Here is a 15,066-nt window from a genome sequence, read left to right as displayed (position 1 = left end):
CGAGTGTTTTTTGGCGGTTCGGCGTTCCGACTGGGCTAGGCGCCGCGACGAGTCATAGCAGGGCCATGACGAGGAGTGGCAACAACGCCCAGGCGGAAAAAGCGCCGCCAAAATTGTGCAGGTAACTTCTGAAACACCACACTAGCTTAACTACAAACGAAAAAGCCCCGTCGGGTAGACAGGGCTTTTCTTCTCGTCACGAGCCTTAGGCGGCGGCGACGATGCTCACGTAACGACGACCGAAGGCGCCCTTCACGTCGAACTTGATCACGCCGTCCACTTTCGCGAACAGGGTGTGATCCTTGCCGAGGCCCACGCCGTAACCGGCATGGTACTGGGTGCCGCGCTGACGCACGATGATGTTGCCGGCCTTGACGACCTGGCCGCCGTACAGCTTCACGCCAAGGCGTTTGCTTTCGGAATCGCGACCGTTACGAGTAGAACCACCCGCTTTTTTGTGTGCCATGAGTCAATTCTCCGTTAGAGGCGAGATCAGGCCTGGATGCCAGTGATCTTGATTTCAGTGAACCACTGACGGTGGCCCTGACGCTTCATGTGATGCTTACGACGACGGAATTTGATGATGGTGACCTTGTCGTGACGACCCTGGGCGGTCACTTCGGCGGTCACTTTGGCACCATCAACGACCGGCAGACCGATCTTGACGTCGTCACCGTTGCCAACCAGCAGAACCTGGTCGAAGGTGACGGTTTCACCGGTGGCGATGTCGAGCTTCTCGACCTTCAGGTATTCGCCTTCGGCAACCTTGTATTGCTTGCCACCGGTAACGATAACTGCGTAGGACATGGTAAATCTCCGTTTAACCTGCTCACCCGGTGCTTTATAGGAGGTATCGTCGACCGGCATGGCTGCGCGGGACCGGAAGGAGCGCCGCGCAATTGCGTAAGACAGGGGGTTAACCCTAGGAATGTTCAGGGCCCGCGATTCTACGCAAGCAGCGAGCAGGAGGCAAGAGCCGCCGGCCCGCGCCTTGACAGGCCCCCACCCCACCCCTAGCATGCCGCGCAACCTCGTTCAGCAGCCTTGCCGGGCCGGAGCTGGCTCGAAATCGGCGGCCGTGGGAGCGCGAAGGCTTTCCTGGGCATGGCACTCGGGCCGGTCCCTAGGGCATAGTCTGGCGGTGATGCGCCATCCGGCCGCCTGAATCTTGCCCGGAACTCCAGTGGACACCTCTCAATGACGCAGCAATCCCAGTCCTTCTATCGCGTGGTGACGGACGACTTCGCCGCCGTAGACGGCATCATCCGCCAGCAGCTGACTTCGCGCGTGCCGCTGGTCGAGAAGATTGGCGACTACATCGTCTCCGCCGGTGGCAAGCGCCTGCGTCCCCTGCTGGTGCTGCTGGCCGGCAAGGCGCTCGGGCGCGCCGATCAAGACCTGCAACTGCTGGCAGCCACCATCGAGTTCCTGCACACCTCCACCCTGCTGCACGACGATGTGGTCGACGCCTCGGGGATGCGCCGCGGTCGTTCCACCGCCAACGCCCTGTGGGGCAATGCGCCGAGCGTGCTGGTGGGCGACTTCCTCTATGCCCGCTCCTTCGAGATGATGGTGGCCCTGGGCTCGATGGAAGTGATGCGCATCATCTCCCAGGCGACCCGTGTCATCGCCGAGGGCGAAGTGCTGCAGCTGTCGAAGATTCGCGACGCCAGCACCACCGAAGAAATCTATATGGAGGTCATCCGCGGCAAGACCGCCATGCTCTTCGAAGCTTCCACCCACAGCGCGGCGATCCTGGCCGGGGCAAGCCCCGAGCAGGCGGAAGCCCTGCGTCGCTATGGCGATCATCTGGGTGTCGCCTTCCAACTGGTCGATGACCTGCTCGATTATCAAGGCGATGCCGCCACCCTGGGCAAGAACGTCGGTGACGACCTGGCCGAGGGCAAGCCTACCCTGCCACTCATCGTGACCATGCGCGAAGGCACGGCCGAACAGGCAGCGCTGGTACGCCAGGCGATCCGCCAGGGCGGCAGCCAGGATCTGGAAAGCGTACGAGCCGCCGTCGAGGCAGCCGGCGCCCTCGATTACACTGCACGCAAGGCCCAGGAATTCGCCGAGCGGGCCATCGCCTGCCTGGAAGTTCTGCCGGCCAGCCCCTATCGGGACGCCCTGGCCGAACTCGGCCGGTTCTCGGTCGCGCGCACCCACTGACAGCTCAGCACAATGAAAAAGCCCGCCGTCGAAAGACGGCGGGCTTTTTCATGTCCGACCCAAAAAGTCAGGTAATCGGCTTGCTATTTATTGAATAAGAATTATTCTCATAAGTAGCAATTCAGGAGCGACTCCCATGACTTATCTGATCGACGCCTGGCTGGACCGCCCCCATCCCTATCTGCGCATCCTCGACCGGGAAACCGGCAAGGTCTGCGCAGAGCTGGACGAAACGGCCCTTGAAGAACTCAAGGACCTGGGCGAGCTGGATCTGCATAGCCTCACCTCCAGCGAACCGCGGGTGGTGAAGGAGCAGATCCGCCAGGTCTTCCTCTTCAGCTACGCCCTGGCGCTACGCCCGGAAAACGAGCTGCTGCGCCTGGACGCCTGAGCCCTTGGAGACTGCGCAAAGGCTCGCGAGCTAGAGACAAACAAGGCCTAGGCGGCCCCACGAAAATAGCTGAGGAAGCGGAGTTTACGAAAGGTAAATGAGCAGGCCGACGCGCAGCAGCCTTTGAACAGGCTCTTAGAGGACGTCGAGCAACTCGACGTCGAACACCAGCACGCTGTGCGGCGGGATGCCGCCGACGCCCTGGGCGCCATAGGCCAGCTCGCTGGGCACGTGCAGGCGCCATTTGCTACCGGCCGGCATGAGTTGCAGGGCCTCGGTCCAGCCGGCGATGACGCCACCCACCGGAAACTCGGCGGGCTGGCCGCGCTCGTAGGAGCTGTCGAACACGCTGCCGTCGATCAGGGTACCGTGGTAGTGGGTACGTACCTGGTCTTCGCGGGTGGGCGTGGCGCCCTCCCCTTGCGTCAGCACCTCGTACTGCAGACCGGAAGGCAGGACCACCACACCGGGACGCTCGGCGTTGGCCTTCAGGTAGTCGACGCCTTCCTGGGCCGCGGCCGTGGCCTTGACCTTGGCTTCTTCCTGCATGCGCTCGCGGATGACGCGGAAGCTGGCGTTCAACGCCTCGACGTCCACCTTGGAAGCCTGGCCGGCGAAAGCCTCGGTGAGGCCGGCGAGCACGGCGGCCAGCTGCATGCCGGGGACCGGATTCTGGCGCAGCTGATCACCCAGCTGGCGGCCGATACCGTAGCTGACGCGGGCTTCGTCGGTGTCGAGGAGGATGTCGTTCATAGCGGCTTGTCCATGGCGGAAAAAAGAGCCGAGCCTAGCACATCAACGGCTGGGCCCGCCGCCCGTGACGCTGCGCTGGCGGCGACAGCGCTCGGAGCAATAGCGCACCTCGTCCCAGTTGCGTTCCCATTTCTTGCGCCAGGCGAAAGGACGCTGGCAGACCGGGCAAATCTTGGTCGGCAGGTCGCTCTTCTTCACAGGGTTTCTCCTGCGTCCAGCCGCGCCAGCAGTGCTTCGCCCCGCTGCCACAGTGCCTGCTGCCGTTCGGGGGCCTGGCGGTCGAGATTGCGGTAGAGGTTACGCATCCGCGGATAGCTGGCGAAGCGCCCGCGGTGACGGATCAGGAAGTGCCAGTAAAGCGCATTGAAGGGACAAGCCGTTTCGCCTAGCGCCTCGCTGACCTGGTAGTGACATCCCTTGCAGTAGTTGGACTGGCGCCGGATGTACTGGCCGCTCGCGTAGTAGGGTTTGCTGCCGAGATAGCCACCATCCGCATGCATGACCATGGCCTGGGTATTGGGCAACTCGACCCATTCGAAGGCATCGAGATAGACCGCCAGGTACCATTCGCCGATGGCCTGGGGCGCGATGCCGGCGAGCAGGGCGAAGTTGCCGGTGACCATCAGCCGCTGGATGTGGTGGGCGTAGGCCAGCTCCAGAGTCTGGCCGATGCTTTCGCGCATACAGGCCATGAGTGTCTCGCCGGTCCAATAGAACTCCGGAAGGGAGCGCCGGTTGCCCAGGACGTTGAGCTCGGCATATTCCGGCATGCGCAGCCAGTAGATGCCGCGCACGTACTCCCGCCAGCCGATGAGCTGGCGCAGGAAACCCTCCGCGCTGTTCAGCGGCACCCGCCCCTCGCGATAGGCCGCATCCACGTCCTCGCACAGTTGCCGCAGGTCCAGCAGACCGACATTGAGCGCTGCACTGATACGAGCGTGGTAGAGATAGGGTTCGCCACGGGCCATGGCGTCCTGGTAGTCACCGAAGTCGTGTAGGCCCGCAGCGAGGAAGAGCCGCCAGAGACGTTCGGCGTCCCCGCGCGTCACCGGATAGTCGAAACCCTCCAGCCGGCCATAGTGGTGGGCGAAGCGCTGGCCGACGAAGGCAAGGACCTCGCGGGTACAGGCATCGGGGGGAGACGCGAAGGGCTCGGGGACGACATAGGCCTTCGGTAGCGCCTTGCGATTGTCCCTGTCCAGATTCCAGGCGCCGCCGCAGGGTTCATCCGGCCCGACCATCAGCCAACCATGGCGCCGGCGCATGCCGCGATAGAAGGTCTCCAGGCGCAGACTCGGCTTGACCCCGGCCCAGCGGGCGAAGGCCGCGCGACTGCAGAGAAAGCGATCGTCACCATGCCACTGCAGCGGCACAGGCAGTTCCAGCCCGCGCAAGGCCTGCTCCAGCCGCCATTCGCCGGTCTCGGTGAGATGCACCTCGGTCGCCTGCAAGGCGGCTGTCCAGTAGATGATCTCGGCCGGCAGCGAGCCTTGATTATCCGGATCGTCTAGTTGGCGATATTCGACCCGGAAGCCGCGCTCGCGCATCTCTTCGGCGAAGTGCCGCATGGCGCTGAAGATGAAGGCGATCTTGCGCGGATGATGGGGGGCATAGGAGGTTTCGCTCGGGACTTCCGCCAGCAGCAGTACGTCCTGCGCAGGATCGGCCTGACGCAGGGATGCCAGCCGGGGCGAAAGCTGGTCGCCGAAGACCGGCAGCAGGCGCCGAACGGCGCCCGGTCTCAAGAAGCGTTCCGGTAGTTCAGGGGAATCTTCAGGGGCTCGCTGGTGCGCGGCGCCATACCGACCATTTCGTCGTAGGCACTGTGCTGGATGAGAAAGCACGGCAACACTGGCAGGTCGGCCAGTAGCCGTCGGGCCTGGGCTGCCGAGCCCAGGCGATAGAAATGGCCGTCACGCCCGGTCAGTTGCGTGCGGCCTTCCTGGGTGAGCACCTCGAGTACATAGAAACCGCCCTCGATGGATAGCAGATTGAGCTCCCGGACCTCTCCGGCCTGGGCGCGCTGAGTCAATTCCGTCAACTGCATGGGGACCTCCGGTCGAGCTCGGTGCCGGAGCGGCGCCGAGAAGCTGCTGCGAGCATTGGACAACCTAGGACAGGCAAGCGCAGCGGCGCAATCCACAAAGCGTAAGCGAAAGATGCCAGGGCCAGACGAGCGGCGTCCCCTAGTGCTTGGTCAGGCGATCCAGATAACCCATGGCGAAGGCCGATACCACGAATACCAAATGAATGATCACGTACCATTTCAGGTATTCGGGATTGGTGTTCTGGGCATCCATGAAGATGCGCAACAGATGGATCGAGGAGATGGCGACGATGGAGGCGGCGACCTTGTTCTTCAGCGATCCCGAATCCATCTTGCCGAGCCAGCTGAGCTTTTCCGAGCCTTCATCGATATCCAGCTGGGACACGAAATTCTCGTAGCCGGAGATCATCACCATCACCAGCAGACCACCCACCAGGGCCATGTCGATGAGCGACAGCACCAGCAGGATCAGCTCGGCTTCGGTGGATTCGAAGATGTGCGGCAGGACGTGGAAGACTTCCTGGAAGAACTTCAGCGCCAGCAGGACAAGCGCCAGCGACAGGCCCATGTAGATGGGCGCGAGCAACCAACGGGAGGCGTAAAGGACTTTCTCGATCAGACGTTCCATGCAGACTCGCTCGGTTCAGGACGGCCGCGCGAGTATACCTACACCACTACCGACGACAATGCGACGCCTTGCCGTCAGGCATCGGGGCCGACCTGGAAACGCACCTGATGGTGGGCGCGTTCGCCGTTCATCTTGCGTAGCTCGCCCTGCATGTGCAGGCGCCAGATCTGGGTCTCTTCGACCTGGATGTAACCTTGTTCGACCAGATTCTCGGCGATGGCGGTCATCACCCCCTCGGCGGCCTTGGGTCCGTGGAAAGGCCCTTGCGCCTTGATGGCGGTGGGCTGCTGGCCATTGAGGCCGGCAGCACACAGCAGTGTCCAAAGGCCCTGCTCCTGACCGAGCGGCTTGATCTCGCATTCGATACGGGTGACGAGGCCCAGGCAGGGACGGATCAGGGTGATGGTACGGGACATGGCGTCATCCTCTCGCAGCGCTCGATGCTCGCCGATCCTAGAGCCAGAGGTATCCACAGAGGCTGTGGACAACCCTGTTGGTCGACAGGGGGCAAGCGGGTCTGGGCGCCGAGCTACTTGGGCTGCAGCACCTTGTACAAAATCCGACCGGCCCCCTGGGACTCAGTTCTACTCCGCTTCGTTGTTTTTCCCTTTTGCCTTGGAGTTATCACTGAGTTTGTCGGCCAGTTCATCTTCCAGCTCGAGCTCGGCGATTTCCTTGAGACGCTGTACTACCCGGGCATTGACGCTGCCCTCGGGGAAGCGCCCCTTGGCATCCGGTGCACCGGCGGGCTCCCCCACCAGCAGCGACAGGGCTTCGTCCGCCTGACGCACGGCATAGACGTGGAACCGGCCTTCGCGTACGGCTTCCAGGACCGTTTCATCGAGCATCAGGTTGGTGACATTGGCGCGCGGGATGATCACGCCCTGCTCGCCGGTGAGACCACGCGCCTGGCAAACGCGGAAGAAGCCTTCGATCTTCTCGTTCACTCCACCGACGGGCTGCACCTCGCCGAACTGGTTGATGGAGCCGGTGATGGCGAAGCACTGCTTGAGTGGCGTGCGCGACAGAGCGGAGATCAGGGTGCAGGCCTCGCCGAGGGAGGCGCTGTCGCCGTCCACATAGCCGTAGGATTGCTCCAGGGCGATGCTGGCCGAGATCGACAGGGGGAATTCCTGGGCATAGCGACTGCCGAGGTAGCCGGTGAGGATCATCACGCCCTTGGAGTGGATCGGCTGGCCGAGGCTGACCTCGCGCTCGATGTCGAGGATGCCGCTGGCGCCTGGGTAGACGGTGGCGGAGATGCGTGCCGGCATGCCGAAGGCGGAATCGGCCACTTCCAGCACGGTGAGGCCGTTGCACTTGCCCACCGCGGCGCCCTGGGTGTCGATGAGGATCAGGCCGGTGAGCATGTCGTCCAGCACCCTGGCGCAGACACGGCCGGTGCGGGTTTCCTTGGCCTTGAGCGCCCGCTCGACGTGGCCCTTGTCGGTAAGGGTGTCTCCGGCCAGGTGACGGATGAAATCGGCCTCGCTGACCAGCTGGAACAGATCGCCGATGCGCGCCGACAGTCGCCCCTGGTGCTCGGCCAGGCGTGCGCTGTAGGTGGCCAGCCGGGCCACGGCAGCGGAAGTCAGGGGCGCCATGCCCTCTTCCGAGGTACGGGTCTTGAGTAACTGGGCGAACTGCTCGAGGCTTTCGTCACGCAGCGGCAGCTCTTCGTCGAAGTCCACCAGCACCCGGAACATCTCCTGGAAGTCGGAATCGACCTCTTGCAGGGTGTAGTAGATGTTGCGCGAGCCGATGATGACGACCTTGAGCTGCAGCGGGATCTGCTGCGGCGCCAGGCTCATGGCGGTGAGCCGCCCCAGTTCGGCCAGCGGCGATTCCATCTTCAGCTGACGGGAATGCAGGGCTCGCTTGAGAGCGTCCCAGACGAAAGGCTCGGTCAGCAGCTTTTCCGCCTCGACGATGAGGAAGCCGCCATTGGCGCGATGCAGCGCGCCCGGGCGGAGCTGGCGGTAGTTGGTGTAGAGCGCGCCCTGATCGGACTGGTACTCGATTCGCCCGAACAGATTGTCGTAGGTCGGATGGGACTCGAACACCACTGGCGCACCACCGGTGGCATGGTGACCGATGATGAGATTGGGCTCGTACTGCTCGCGCAGTTCCTTGCGCCGCTGCATGTCGGGCTTGGCATCGTCGGCCAGTTGCTCGACCACGGTCTTGAGCAGGTCCACCTGCATGGCCTGCAGGTAGGCGCAGACGCCGGGGTTGTCGTTGTACTTCTCCGACAGCGGCGCCAGCAGCGGCTGCAGGGCCTGGATGATGGTGTCCTCGTTCAGCGCCCGTAGCTGGTTGCTCGATTCGCGCCGCCACTGCGGCAGGCTGGCCAGTTCTTCGTTGAGGCGCTCTTCCAGGCTGGAGATGTCGGCATGGAAGCGCTCGCGCTCGGCTTCAGGCAATTGGGCGAAGTCGGCTTCGTCCAGCGCCTTGCCCTCTTTCATCGGGGTGAAGGCGACGTTGTTGGCATCGCGGTAGAGGGCGATGTCCTTTTCCAGGGCGAGCTTTTCCACCACGTCCAGGGCCTGGTCGTAGCGCTGGTTGAAGGCCCGCTCGATGGCGTTCTTCTTCTGCTGGAACGCCGGGTGTTCGAATACCGTCGGGAAGGTGGTCAGCAGGTTGTCGATGAAGTGCGCCATGTCGGCGACGAAGGCTTCGCCCTCGCCAGGCGGCAACTCCAGGGCGCTGGGCGCGCGGGGCTCGTCGAAATGATTCAGGTAGACCCAGTCGTTGGGGGTGGGCTGGCGCTTGGCCTCGGCCTTGAGATAGCGCTGGACGAAGGAAAAGCGACCGGTACCCGGCTCGCCCATGACGAAGACGTTGTAGCCAGGCCGCGGCATGGCCACCCCGAACTGCAAGGCTTCCACCGCCCGCTCCTGGCCGAGGATGCCACGGAAGGGTTCGAGTTGATCGGTATCGGTGAAGGAAAATTGCTCGGGAGCGAAGGGGCGGGTCAGCTCATCGGGAGCGAGCCGGAGACCGGCCGCGACGGGATCGTGCATCGTAAGTCCTTGTCAGGCATGCAGGCAGTGCCCGCATTCTGCGACCGGGGCGATGACGGAGGCAAGGTAAGAGGTGCCCTGCCATGCATTTTGTCGTCGCCCACCACCACGTCCGTCGGCAAGTCGTCGCCGCTGCGTTTTTTGACGAATTTCTCACAGGGCGCTGTCTAAGCTGTATGTATAGGGATCGGTCGTAGTATCCCGCGAGGAGGCCCCATGGCTATCTTCCGTCGCGTTGTCCTGCTGTCCACGTTGCTGTCCGCGCTGACGGCCTGTGCCAGCTATCACGATCAGTTGATCGCCCAGGGCTACCCTCCCGCCTACGCCGATGGCTTCAGCGACGGCTGCCAGACCGGCAAGCAGGCGGTCAACGGCATTGGCTACGTGCACAAGGATCTGCGCCGCTTCGCCGCGGAGAAGCCCTACCAGCAAGGCTGGGACGCCGGCTATGCCCGTTGCGTGCAGGTCGCGCAGAGCGAGGAGCAGCAGCGCTACCTCGAGCAGGTCCACGAGAATCGCGATAGCCCCGAGCAGTTGCACCTGCGCTCCAAAACACATTGAGGTCGCAGCTGAACTTGCGGCACAGACAGGATGACCTATGCTGGCGGGCCCGCTAGTCGAGCCCTGCCGATGTCTTCCCGGTCCCCGCTGTTCGCCGTCGCCCTCCTGCTGGTCGCCATGACCTCGATCCAGGCCAGTGCCAGCCTGGCCAAGACCCTCTTCCTGCGTCTCGATCCGGTGGGCGTCACCACCCTGCGGCTGATCTTCGCCGCCTTGGTGCTGCTCGCCGTGCTGCGGCCCTGGCGAACCTTTCGCCGCGAGGCCTTGGGCAGCCTGCTGGGCTATGGCGTCGCCATGGGCGTGATGAACCTGACGATTTACCTCGCCATGCAACGCCTGCCGATCGGCATAGCCGTGGGCCTGGAGTTCGTCGGCCCGCTGGTGGTGGCGATCTGCGCCCTGCGCCGCTGGCTGGACCTGCTGTGGATCGCCCTGGTGATCGCCGGCCTGGCGGTGCTGCTGCCCTTCGGCCACAACACCTCGGCGCTCGACCCCCTGGGTACCGCCCTGGCCCTGGGCGCCGGGGCCTGCTGGGCTATCTACATCGTGCTGGGCAAGCGGGCGGGCGCGGTACACGGCACCGGGACGGTGGCCTTCGGCGCCAGCATCGGCGCCCTGGTCATCCTGCCCATCGGCATCCTGTACAGCGGCAGCCATCTGCTGCAACCGACGATCTGGCCCCTGGCGCTGGGCCTGGCACTGATGTCCACGGCGATTCCCTATGCCCTGGAAATGGTGGTGCTGACCCGCCTACCCGCGTCAACCTTCGGCACCCTGATGAGTTTGGAGCCTGCGCTGGGCGCCCTCTCCGGCTGGGTGTTCCTCGGCGAGATCCTCGGCCTGCCGCAGTGGTTCGCGCTGGCCTGCATCATCGCCGCCTCGATCGGTGCCACCTGGAGCAGTCGTCTGCGGCCGGAGCAAACGCCGCTCTAGGGACTCTATAGCGAGGCGAACCCTCACGCGGAGTGCCGACGATGATCTATCTGATAATGGGTGTCTCGGGCAGTGGCAAGACCACCCTGGGCGAACTGCTGGCTAGCCGACTGGGCTGTCGTTTCGACGACGCCGACACCTTTCACAGCCAGGCCAACAAGGACAAGATGGCCCAGGGCATCGCCCTCTCCGACGAGGATCGCTGGCCCTGGCTGGACGCCATTCACGCGGCCATGCAGCAGGCCCGGGCCGAGGGCACGACGCGGGTGTTCGCCTGCTCGGCACTCAAGCAGGTCTATCGCGATCGGCTGCTGGACGGACTCGAAGGCGTTCGCCTGCTGTTCCTCAAGGGCTCGCCGGAACTGCTGGCCGAGCGCATCGGCAAGCGCCGTGGCCACTTCTTCGATCCCAAGCTGCTGCAGAGCCAGCTCGACACCCTGGAAGCTCCCGGAAACCTGGATGCCCAGGTACTGGACGTGCGCAAGCCGCCAGAGCAGTTGGTGGACGAGGTGCTGGGCCACGACCGCAGCGCCTGAGCGTTGCGATCACGGCGTCAGACGGCGACCGGCGCCTTGATGTGCGGATGGGCCTGGTAGCCCTGCAGCTCGAAATCCTCGAAGCGAAAGGCGAACAGATCCTGGACCGCCGGATTCAGCTGCATGGTCGGCAGCGGCAGCGGTTCGCGGGTCAGTTGCAGATCGGCCTGCTCCAAATGGTTGGCGTAGAGGTGGCAGTCGCCGCCGGTCCAGATGAATTCACCCGGTTGCAGGCCGGTGACCTGGGCCACCATCAGGGTCAGCAGCGCGTAGCTGGCGATATTGAAAGGCACACCGAGGAAGATGTCGGCGGAACGCTGATACAGCTGGCAGCTCAGGCGACCGTCGGCGACATAGAACTGGAACAGCGCATGGCACGGCGGCAGGGCCATCTCGTCCACCAGCGCCGGATTCCAGGCCGAGACGATCAACCGACGCGAATCGGGCTTGGCGCGGATCATGTCCACCACCCCGGCGATCTGGTCGATATGGCGACCGTCCGGTGCCGGCCAGCTGCGCCACTGGTAGCCGTAGACCGGCCCCAGCTCGCCGTTCTCGTCGGCCCATTCATCCCAGATGGAGACGCCGTTTTCCTTCAGGTAGCGAATGTTGGTATCGCCCTGCAGGAACCATAGCAGCTCATGGACGATGGATCTGAGGTGGCACTTCTTGGTGGTGACCAGGGGGAAGCCATCGGCCAGATCGAATCTCATCTGGTAGCCGAACACGCTGTAGGTACCCGTGCCAGTGCGGTCGCTCTTGAAGGTGCCGTGGTCGCGCACATGGCGCATCAGGTCGAGGTACTGTTTCATGGCGGGAGCGCTACCTGGCAAAAGCGAAATGGTACCAAATCGCACCCCATCGCAGCTGTCACGCTTGTCGCAGCGCAGACTCGGGCCCCAAAAAAAGCGGCCCGAAGGCCGCTTCTATTTATACCTGGCCCTAACTGTTGGCCGGCGGCGCCGTGAGGGTCGCCGTTTCCCGTTCGCGCTGGGTAATTTCGGCGGTAGTGGCGTCCATGGCCTCCTGCAAGCCCTGTATGCGCTTCTTCTCGGCGCGACGGGTGAAGTACCAGGCCAGGAAGGTGAACAACGAGACCGCCAGGAGGATCAGACTGGCGATGGCGTTGATCTCCGGCTTCACGCCCAGGCGCACGGCGGAGAACACTTCCATCGGCAGGGTGGTCGAGCCGGGGCCGGAGACGAAGCTCGCCAGTACCAGGTCATCCAGCGAGAGGGCGAAGGACATCATGCCGCCCGCCGCCAGCGACGGTGCGATCATGGGGATGGTGATCAGCAGGAACACCTTCCACGGCCGCGCCCCCAGGTCCATGGCCGCCTCTTCGATGGAGAGGTCGAGTTCACGCAGGCGAGCGGACACCACCACCGCCACATAGGAGGCGCAGAAGCTGGTGTGAGCGATCCAGATGGTCACCACGCCACGATCCTGGGGCCAGCCGATCAGCTGCGCCATGGAGACGAACAGCAGCAGCAGCGACAGACCGGTGATGACCTCGGGCATGACCAGCGGCGCCGTGACCATGCCGCCGAACAGGGTGCGGCCGCGGAAGCGCGGGATGCGGGTCAGCACGAAGGCCGCCAGGGTGCCGAGAATCACCGAGGAGATGGCCGTGTAGAAGGCGATCTCCAGGGAGCGGAACACCGCGCTCATCAGCTGGTTGTTGTCCAGCAGGCCGACGTACCACTTCACCGACCAGCCGCCCCAGACGGTCACCAGGCGCGACTCGTTGAAGGAATAGATGACCAGGATGACCATCGGCAGGTAGATGAACAGCAGTCCCAGCACCAGCATCAGGTTGGTGAACTTGAGGCCCCTCATGGCTTGCCCTCCAGTTCCTTGGCTCGGCTCCAGATTGGAGAGCCGGTTGAACAGCACGATGGGCACAGAGTGGCTTTCTGGCTCACAGTTTGCCCTCCAGTTCCTTGGCTTGGTTTCTGTTGAACAGCACGATGGGCACGATGAGGATCAGCAGCATCACCACCGCCAGGGCCGAGGCTACCGGCCAGTCGCGGTTATTGAAGAATTCCTGCCAGAGCACGCGGCCGATCATCAGGGTCTCCGGGCCACCGAGCAGTTCTGGAATGACGAATTCGCCCACCGCCGGGATGAACACCAGCATGCAGCCGGCGATGATGCCGTTCTTCGACAGCGGCACGGTGATCTTCCAGAAGCTGGTGAAACGGCTGGCGCCGAGGTCACCCGCCGCTTCCAGCAGGGTCAGGTCGTGCTTCACCAGGTTGGCGAACAGCGGCAGGATCATGAACGGCAGGTAGGAATAGACGATCCCCAGGTACACCGCGAAGTTGGTATTGAGCATCTGCAACGGACTGCTGATGATCCCGAGACTCATCAGGAAGCTGTTGATCAGGCCATTGGTGGACAGCAGCCCCATCCAGGCATAGACGCGGATGAGGATGGCGGTCCAGGTCGGCATCATGATCAGCAGCAGCAGCACCGTCTGCTTCTCGCGACTGGCCCGGGCGATGGCATAGGCCATGGGATAGCCCACCACCAGACAGATCAGGGTGCTGATACCGGCCATCTTCAGTGAGCCGAGGTAGGCGTCCAGATACAACGGATCGCCAGCGAACATCAGGTAGTTGCCGAAGTTGAGCGCGATATCCAGTTGCTGGTCGGCGTAGCTGAACAGCTCGGTATAGGGCGGGATGGCCACGTCCGCCATGGAGAAGCTGATCTTCAGCACGATCAGGAACGGCAGCAGGAAGAACAGGAACAGCCAGACGAAGGGCACGCCGATGGTCAGGCGGCGGCCGTCCAGCAGGCGCTTGAGCAAGGGAGGTCTGGTCATGCTTGCAGTACCACGCCGCTATCGTCTTCCCAGTACACCACCACGGGATCGTCCCAGGTGGGCCGTTTGCCGAGGCGCTCGGCGTTGGCGATGAAGCACTGGACCAGCTGACCGGAGGCCAGGCGCACGTAGTACACCGAATGACCGCCCAGGTAGGCGATGTCCTGCACCGTGCCGCTGCACCAGTTGTAGTCGGGATGCTCATGATCCGCCGGCAGGCTGGTGCCCATCAGCAGCTTCTCCGGGCGCAGGGCGAAGGTGACCTGCTTTTCCTGGGCACGGGTGCTGATGCCGTGGCCGATGTAGATCGGCCGCTCCAGCTGCGGACTCTGGATGATGGCGTGGTCGGCGCCGTCGTCGGTCAGCTCGCCGTCGAAGATATTCACGCTGCCGATGAACTCGCAGACCAGCCGGCTCGCCGGGGTCTCGTAGATGTCCATGGGGCTGCCCACCTGGGCGATCCAGCCCAGGTGCATGATGGCGATGCGCTCGGCCATGGTCATGGCCTCTTCCTGGTCGTGGGTCACCATCACGCAGGTCACCCCCACGCGCTCGATGATCTCCACCAGCTCCAGCTGCATCTGCGAGCGCAACTTCTTGTCCAGGGCGCCCATGGGCTCGTCGAGCAGCAGCAGCTTGGGCCGCTTGGCCAGGGAGCGCGCCAGGGCCACCCGCTGGCGCTGGCCACCGGAGAGCTGGTGCGGCTTGCGCTTGGCGTACTGGGTCATGTGCACCAGCTTGAGCATCTCGGCCACGCGGGCGTCGATCTCGGCCTTGGGCAGCTTGTCCTGCTTGAGGCCGAAGGCGATGTTCTGCTCCACGCTCATGTGCGGGAACAGCGCATAGGACTGGAACATCATGTTGATCGGCCGCTCGTAGGGCGGCATGTCGGTGATGTCCACACCATCGAGGAAGATGCGCCCTTCGCTCGGCCGCTCGAAACCGGCCAGCATGCGCAGCAGGGTCGATTTTCCCGAGCCCGAGCCGCCGAGCAGGGCGAAGATCTCACCCTTGTTGATGGTCAGGGAGACGTCGTCGACAGCGACGGTTTCATCGAACTTCTTGGTGACCCGGTCGATCTTGACCAGGACTTCCTTGGCTTTCTTGTCGCCGGTGGCGGCTTTCTTGAAGGCACTGGTGGCGGTCGCCATGTACATCTCCCCAGGAAAATCGGGGACCGGCCACGCCGGTC

The 15,066-nt window shown here is 63.7% G+C and carries 18 protein-coding genes; 5 read left to right on the top strand and 13 right to left on the bottom strand.

What is annotated here, in order from left to right; all coding sequences use genetic code 11:
• Positions 1–205: 205 nt before the first annotated feature.
• Both rpmA and rplU read right to left on the bottom strand, forming a co-directional pair.
• A complete protein-coding gene (rpmA, locus tag AR540_RS20175; RefSeq protein WP_007160792.1) occupies positions 206–466 on the bottom strand; it encodes a 50S ribosomal protein L27 in 261 nt (86 codons plus the stop codon).
• A 26-nt stretch (positions 467–492) separates the two neighbouring features.
• Positions 493–807, bottom strand: a complete 315-nt coding sequence (gene rplU / locus AR540_RS20170) for a 50S ribosomal protein L21 (RefSeq protein WP_007160791.1) — start codon at positions 805–807, stop codon at positions 493–495.
• Between the two features lie 390 nt (positions 808–1,197).
• Here rplU and AR540_RS20165 point away from each other — a divergent pair, with 390 nt between their 5' ends.
• The gene (locus AR540_RS20165) at positions 1,198–2,172 is read left to right on the top strand and encodes a polyprenyl synthetase family protein (protein WP_059231417.1); all 975 of its coding nucleotides are present in this window, start codon (positions 1,198–1,200) and stop codon (positions 2,170–2,172) included.
• A gap of 136 nt (positions 2,173–2,308) precedes the next feature.
• Positions 2,309–2,563 carry a PA4570 family protein gene (locus AR540_RS20160; RefSeq protein WP_059231414.1) on the top strand — a complete coding sequence of 85 codons (255 nt, stop codon included), beginning with the start codon at positions 2,309–2,311 and terminating at the stop codon, positions 2,561–2,563.
• Between the two features lie 135 nt (positions 2,564–2,698).
• On the opposite strand, the gene AR540_RS20155 is transcribed toward AR540_RS20160, so the two are convergent.
• The 7 genes from AR540_RS20155 to AR540_RS20130 form a co-directional block, all read right to left on the bottom strand.
• Entirely contained in the window at positions 2,699–3,316 is a 618-nt protein-coding gene (locus tag AR540_RS20155; protein ID WP_059231412.1) for an FKBP-type peptidyl-prolyl cis-trans isomerase, read from the bottom strand.
• A 42-nt stretch (positions 3,317–3,358) separates the two neighbouring features.
• Positions 3,359–3,514 (bottom strand): DUF2256 domain-containing protein, encoded by a 156-nt coding sequence (locus AR540_RS24970; protein ID WP_082707054.1) that lies wholly within the window; start codon positions 3,512–3,514, stop codon positions 3,359–3,361.
• Complete coding sequence (locus AR540_RS20150) at positions 3,511–5,061, bottom strand: cryptochrome/photolyase family protein (RefSeq protein WP_059231410.1); 1,551 nt, start codon at positions 5,059–5,061, stop codon at positions 3,511–3,513. Before AR540_RS20150 ends, AR540_RS24970 begins: the two co-directional genes overlap by 4 nt.
• A complete protein-coding gene (locus AR540_RS20145; protein WP_059231408.1) occupies positions 5,058–5,363 on the bottom strand; it encodes a DUF6482 family protein in 306 nt (101 codons plus the stop codon). Before AR540_RS20145 ends, AR540_RS20150 begins: the two co-directional genes overlap by 4 nt.
• Positions 5,364–5,502: 139 nt before the next feature.
• A complete protein-coding gene (locus AR540_RS20140) occupies positions 5,503–5,991 on the bottom strand; it encodes a TIGR00645 family protein (RefSeq protein ID WP_059231406.1) in 489 nt (162 codons plus the stop codon).
• Between the two features lie 74 nt (positions 5,992–6,065).
• Entirely contained in the window at positions 6,066–6,407 is a 342-nt protein-coding gene (locus AR540_RS20135) for a PA4575 family protein (RefSeq protein WP_058760768.1), read from the bottom strand.
• Positions 6,408–6,575: 168 nt separating this feature from the next.
• A complete protein-coding gene (locus tag AR540_RS20130) occupies positions 6,576–9,014 on the bottom strand; it encodes a Lon protease family protein (RefSeq protein ID WP_059231404.1) in 2,439 nt (812 codons plus the stop codon).
• A gap of 216 nt (positions 9,015–9,230) precedes the next feature.
• Between AR540_RS20130 and AR540_RS20125 the strand changes: the two genes are divergently transcribed.
• From AR540_RS20125 to AR540_RS20115, 3 genes are all read left to right on the top strand, one after another.
• Positions 9,231–9,575 carry a hypothetical protein gene (locus tag AR540_RS20125; RefSeq protein WP_059231401.1) on the top strand — a complete coding sequence of 115 codons (345 nt, stop codon included), beginning with the start codon at positions 9,231–9,233 and terminating at the stop codon, positions 9,573–9,575.
• 69 nt (positions 9,576–9,644) lie between these two features.
• Complete coding sequence (locus AR540_RS20120; protein WP_059231399.1) at positions 9,645–10,508, top strand: EamA family transporter; 864 nt, start codon at positions 9,645–9,647, stop codon at positions 10,506–10,508.
• Positions 10,509–10,549: 41 nt separating this feature from the next.
• On the top strand, positions 10,550–11,044 hold the full coding sequence (locus AR540_RS20115) for a gluconokinase (RefSeq protein WP_059231397.1): 495 nt from the start codon (positions 10,550–10,552) through the stop codon (positions 11,042–11,044).
• Positions 11,045–11,061: 17 nt separating this feature from the next.
• On the opposite strand, the gene AR540_RS20110 is transcribed toward AR540_RS20115, so the two are convergent.
• The 4 genes from AR540_RS20110 to potA form a co-directional block, all read right to left on the bottom strand.
• A complete protein-coding gene (locus tag AR540_RS20110) occupies positions 11,062–11,856 on the bottom strand; it encodes a thymidylate synthase (protein WP_059231395.1) in 795 nt (264 codons plus the stop codon).
• A 130-nt stretch (positions 11,857–11,986) separates the two neighbouring features.
• Positions 11,987–12,883 carry an ABC transporter permease subunit gene (locus AR540_RS20105; protein WP_059231393.1) on the bottom strand — a complete coding sequence of 299 codons (897 nt, stop codon included), beginning with the start codon at positions 12,881–12,883 and terminating at the stop codon, positions 11,987–11,989.
• Positions 12,884–12,965: 82 nt separating this feature from the next.
• The gene (locus AR540_RS20100) at positions 12,966–13,874 is read right to left on the bottom strand and encodes an ABC transporter permease subunit (RefSeq protein ID WP_059231391.1); all 909 of its coding nucleotides are present in this window, start codon (positions 13,872–13,874) and stop codon (positions 12,966–12,968) included.
• Positions 13,871–15,025, bottom strand: coding sequence for a polyamine ABC transporter ATP-binding protein (gene potA, locus AR540_RS20095; RefSeq protein WP_059231389.1), 1,155 nt, complete (start codon positions 15,023–15,025; stop codon positions 13,871–13,873). Before potA ends, AR540_RS20100 begins: the two co-directional genes overlap by 4 nt.
• Positions 15,026–15,066 lie beyond the last annotated feature (41 nt).

Source organism: Pseudomonas sp. EpS/L25, from assembly GCF_001512295.1.
Classification (GTDB): Bacteria; Pseudomonadota; Gammaproteobacteria; order Pseudomonadales; family Pseudomonadaceae; genus Chryseomonas.
The sequence above is the reverse complement of the archived record's forward strand: the minus strand, read 5'-3'. Positions and strand labels throughout refer to the sequence as shown.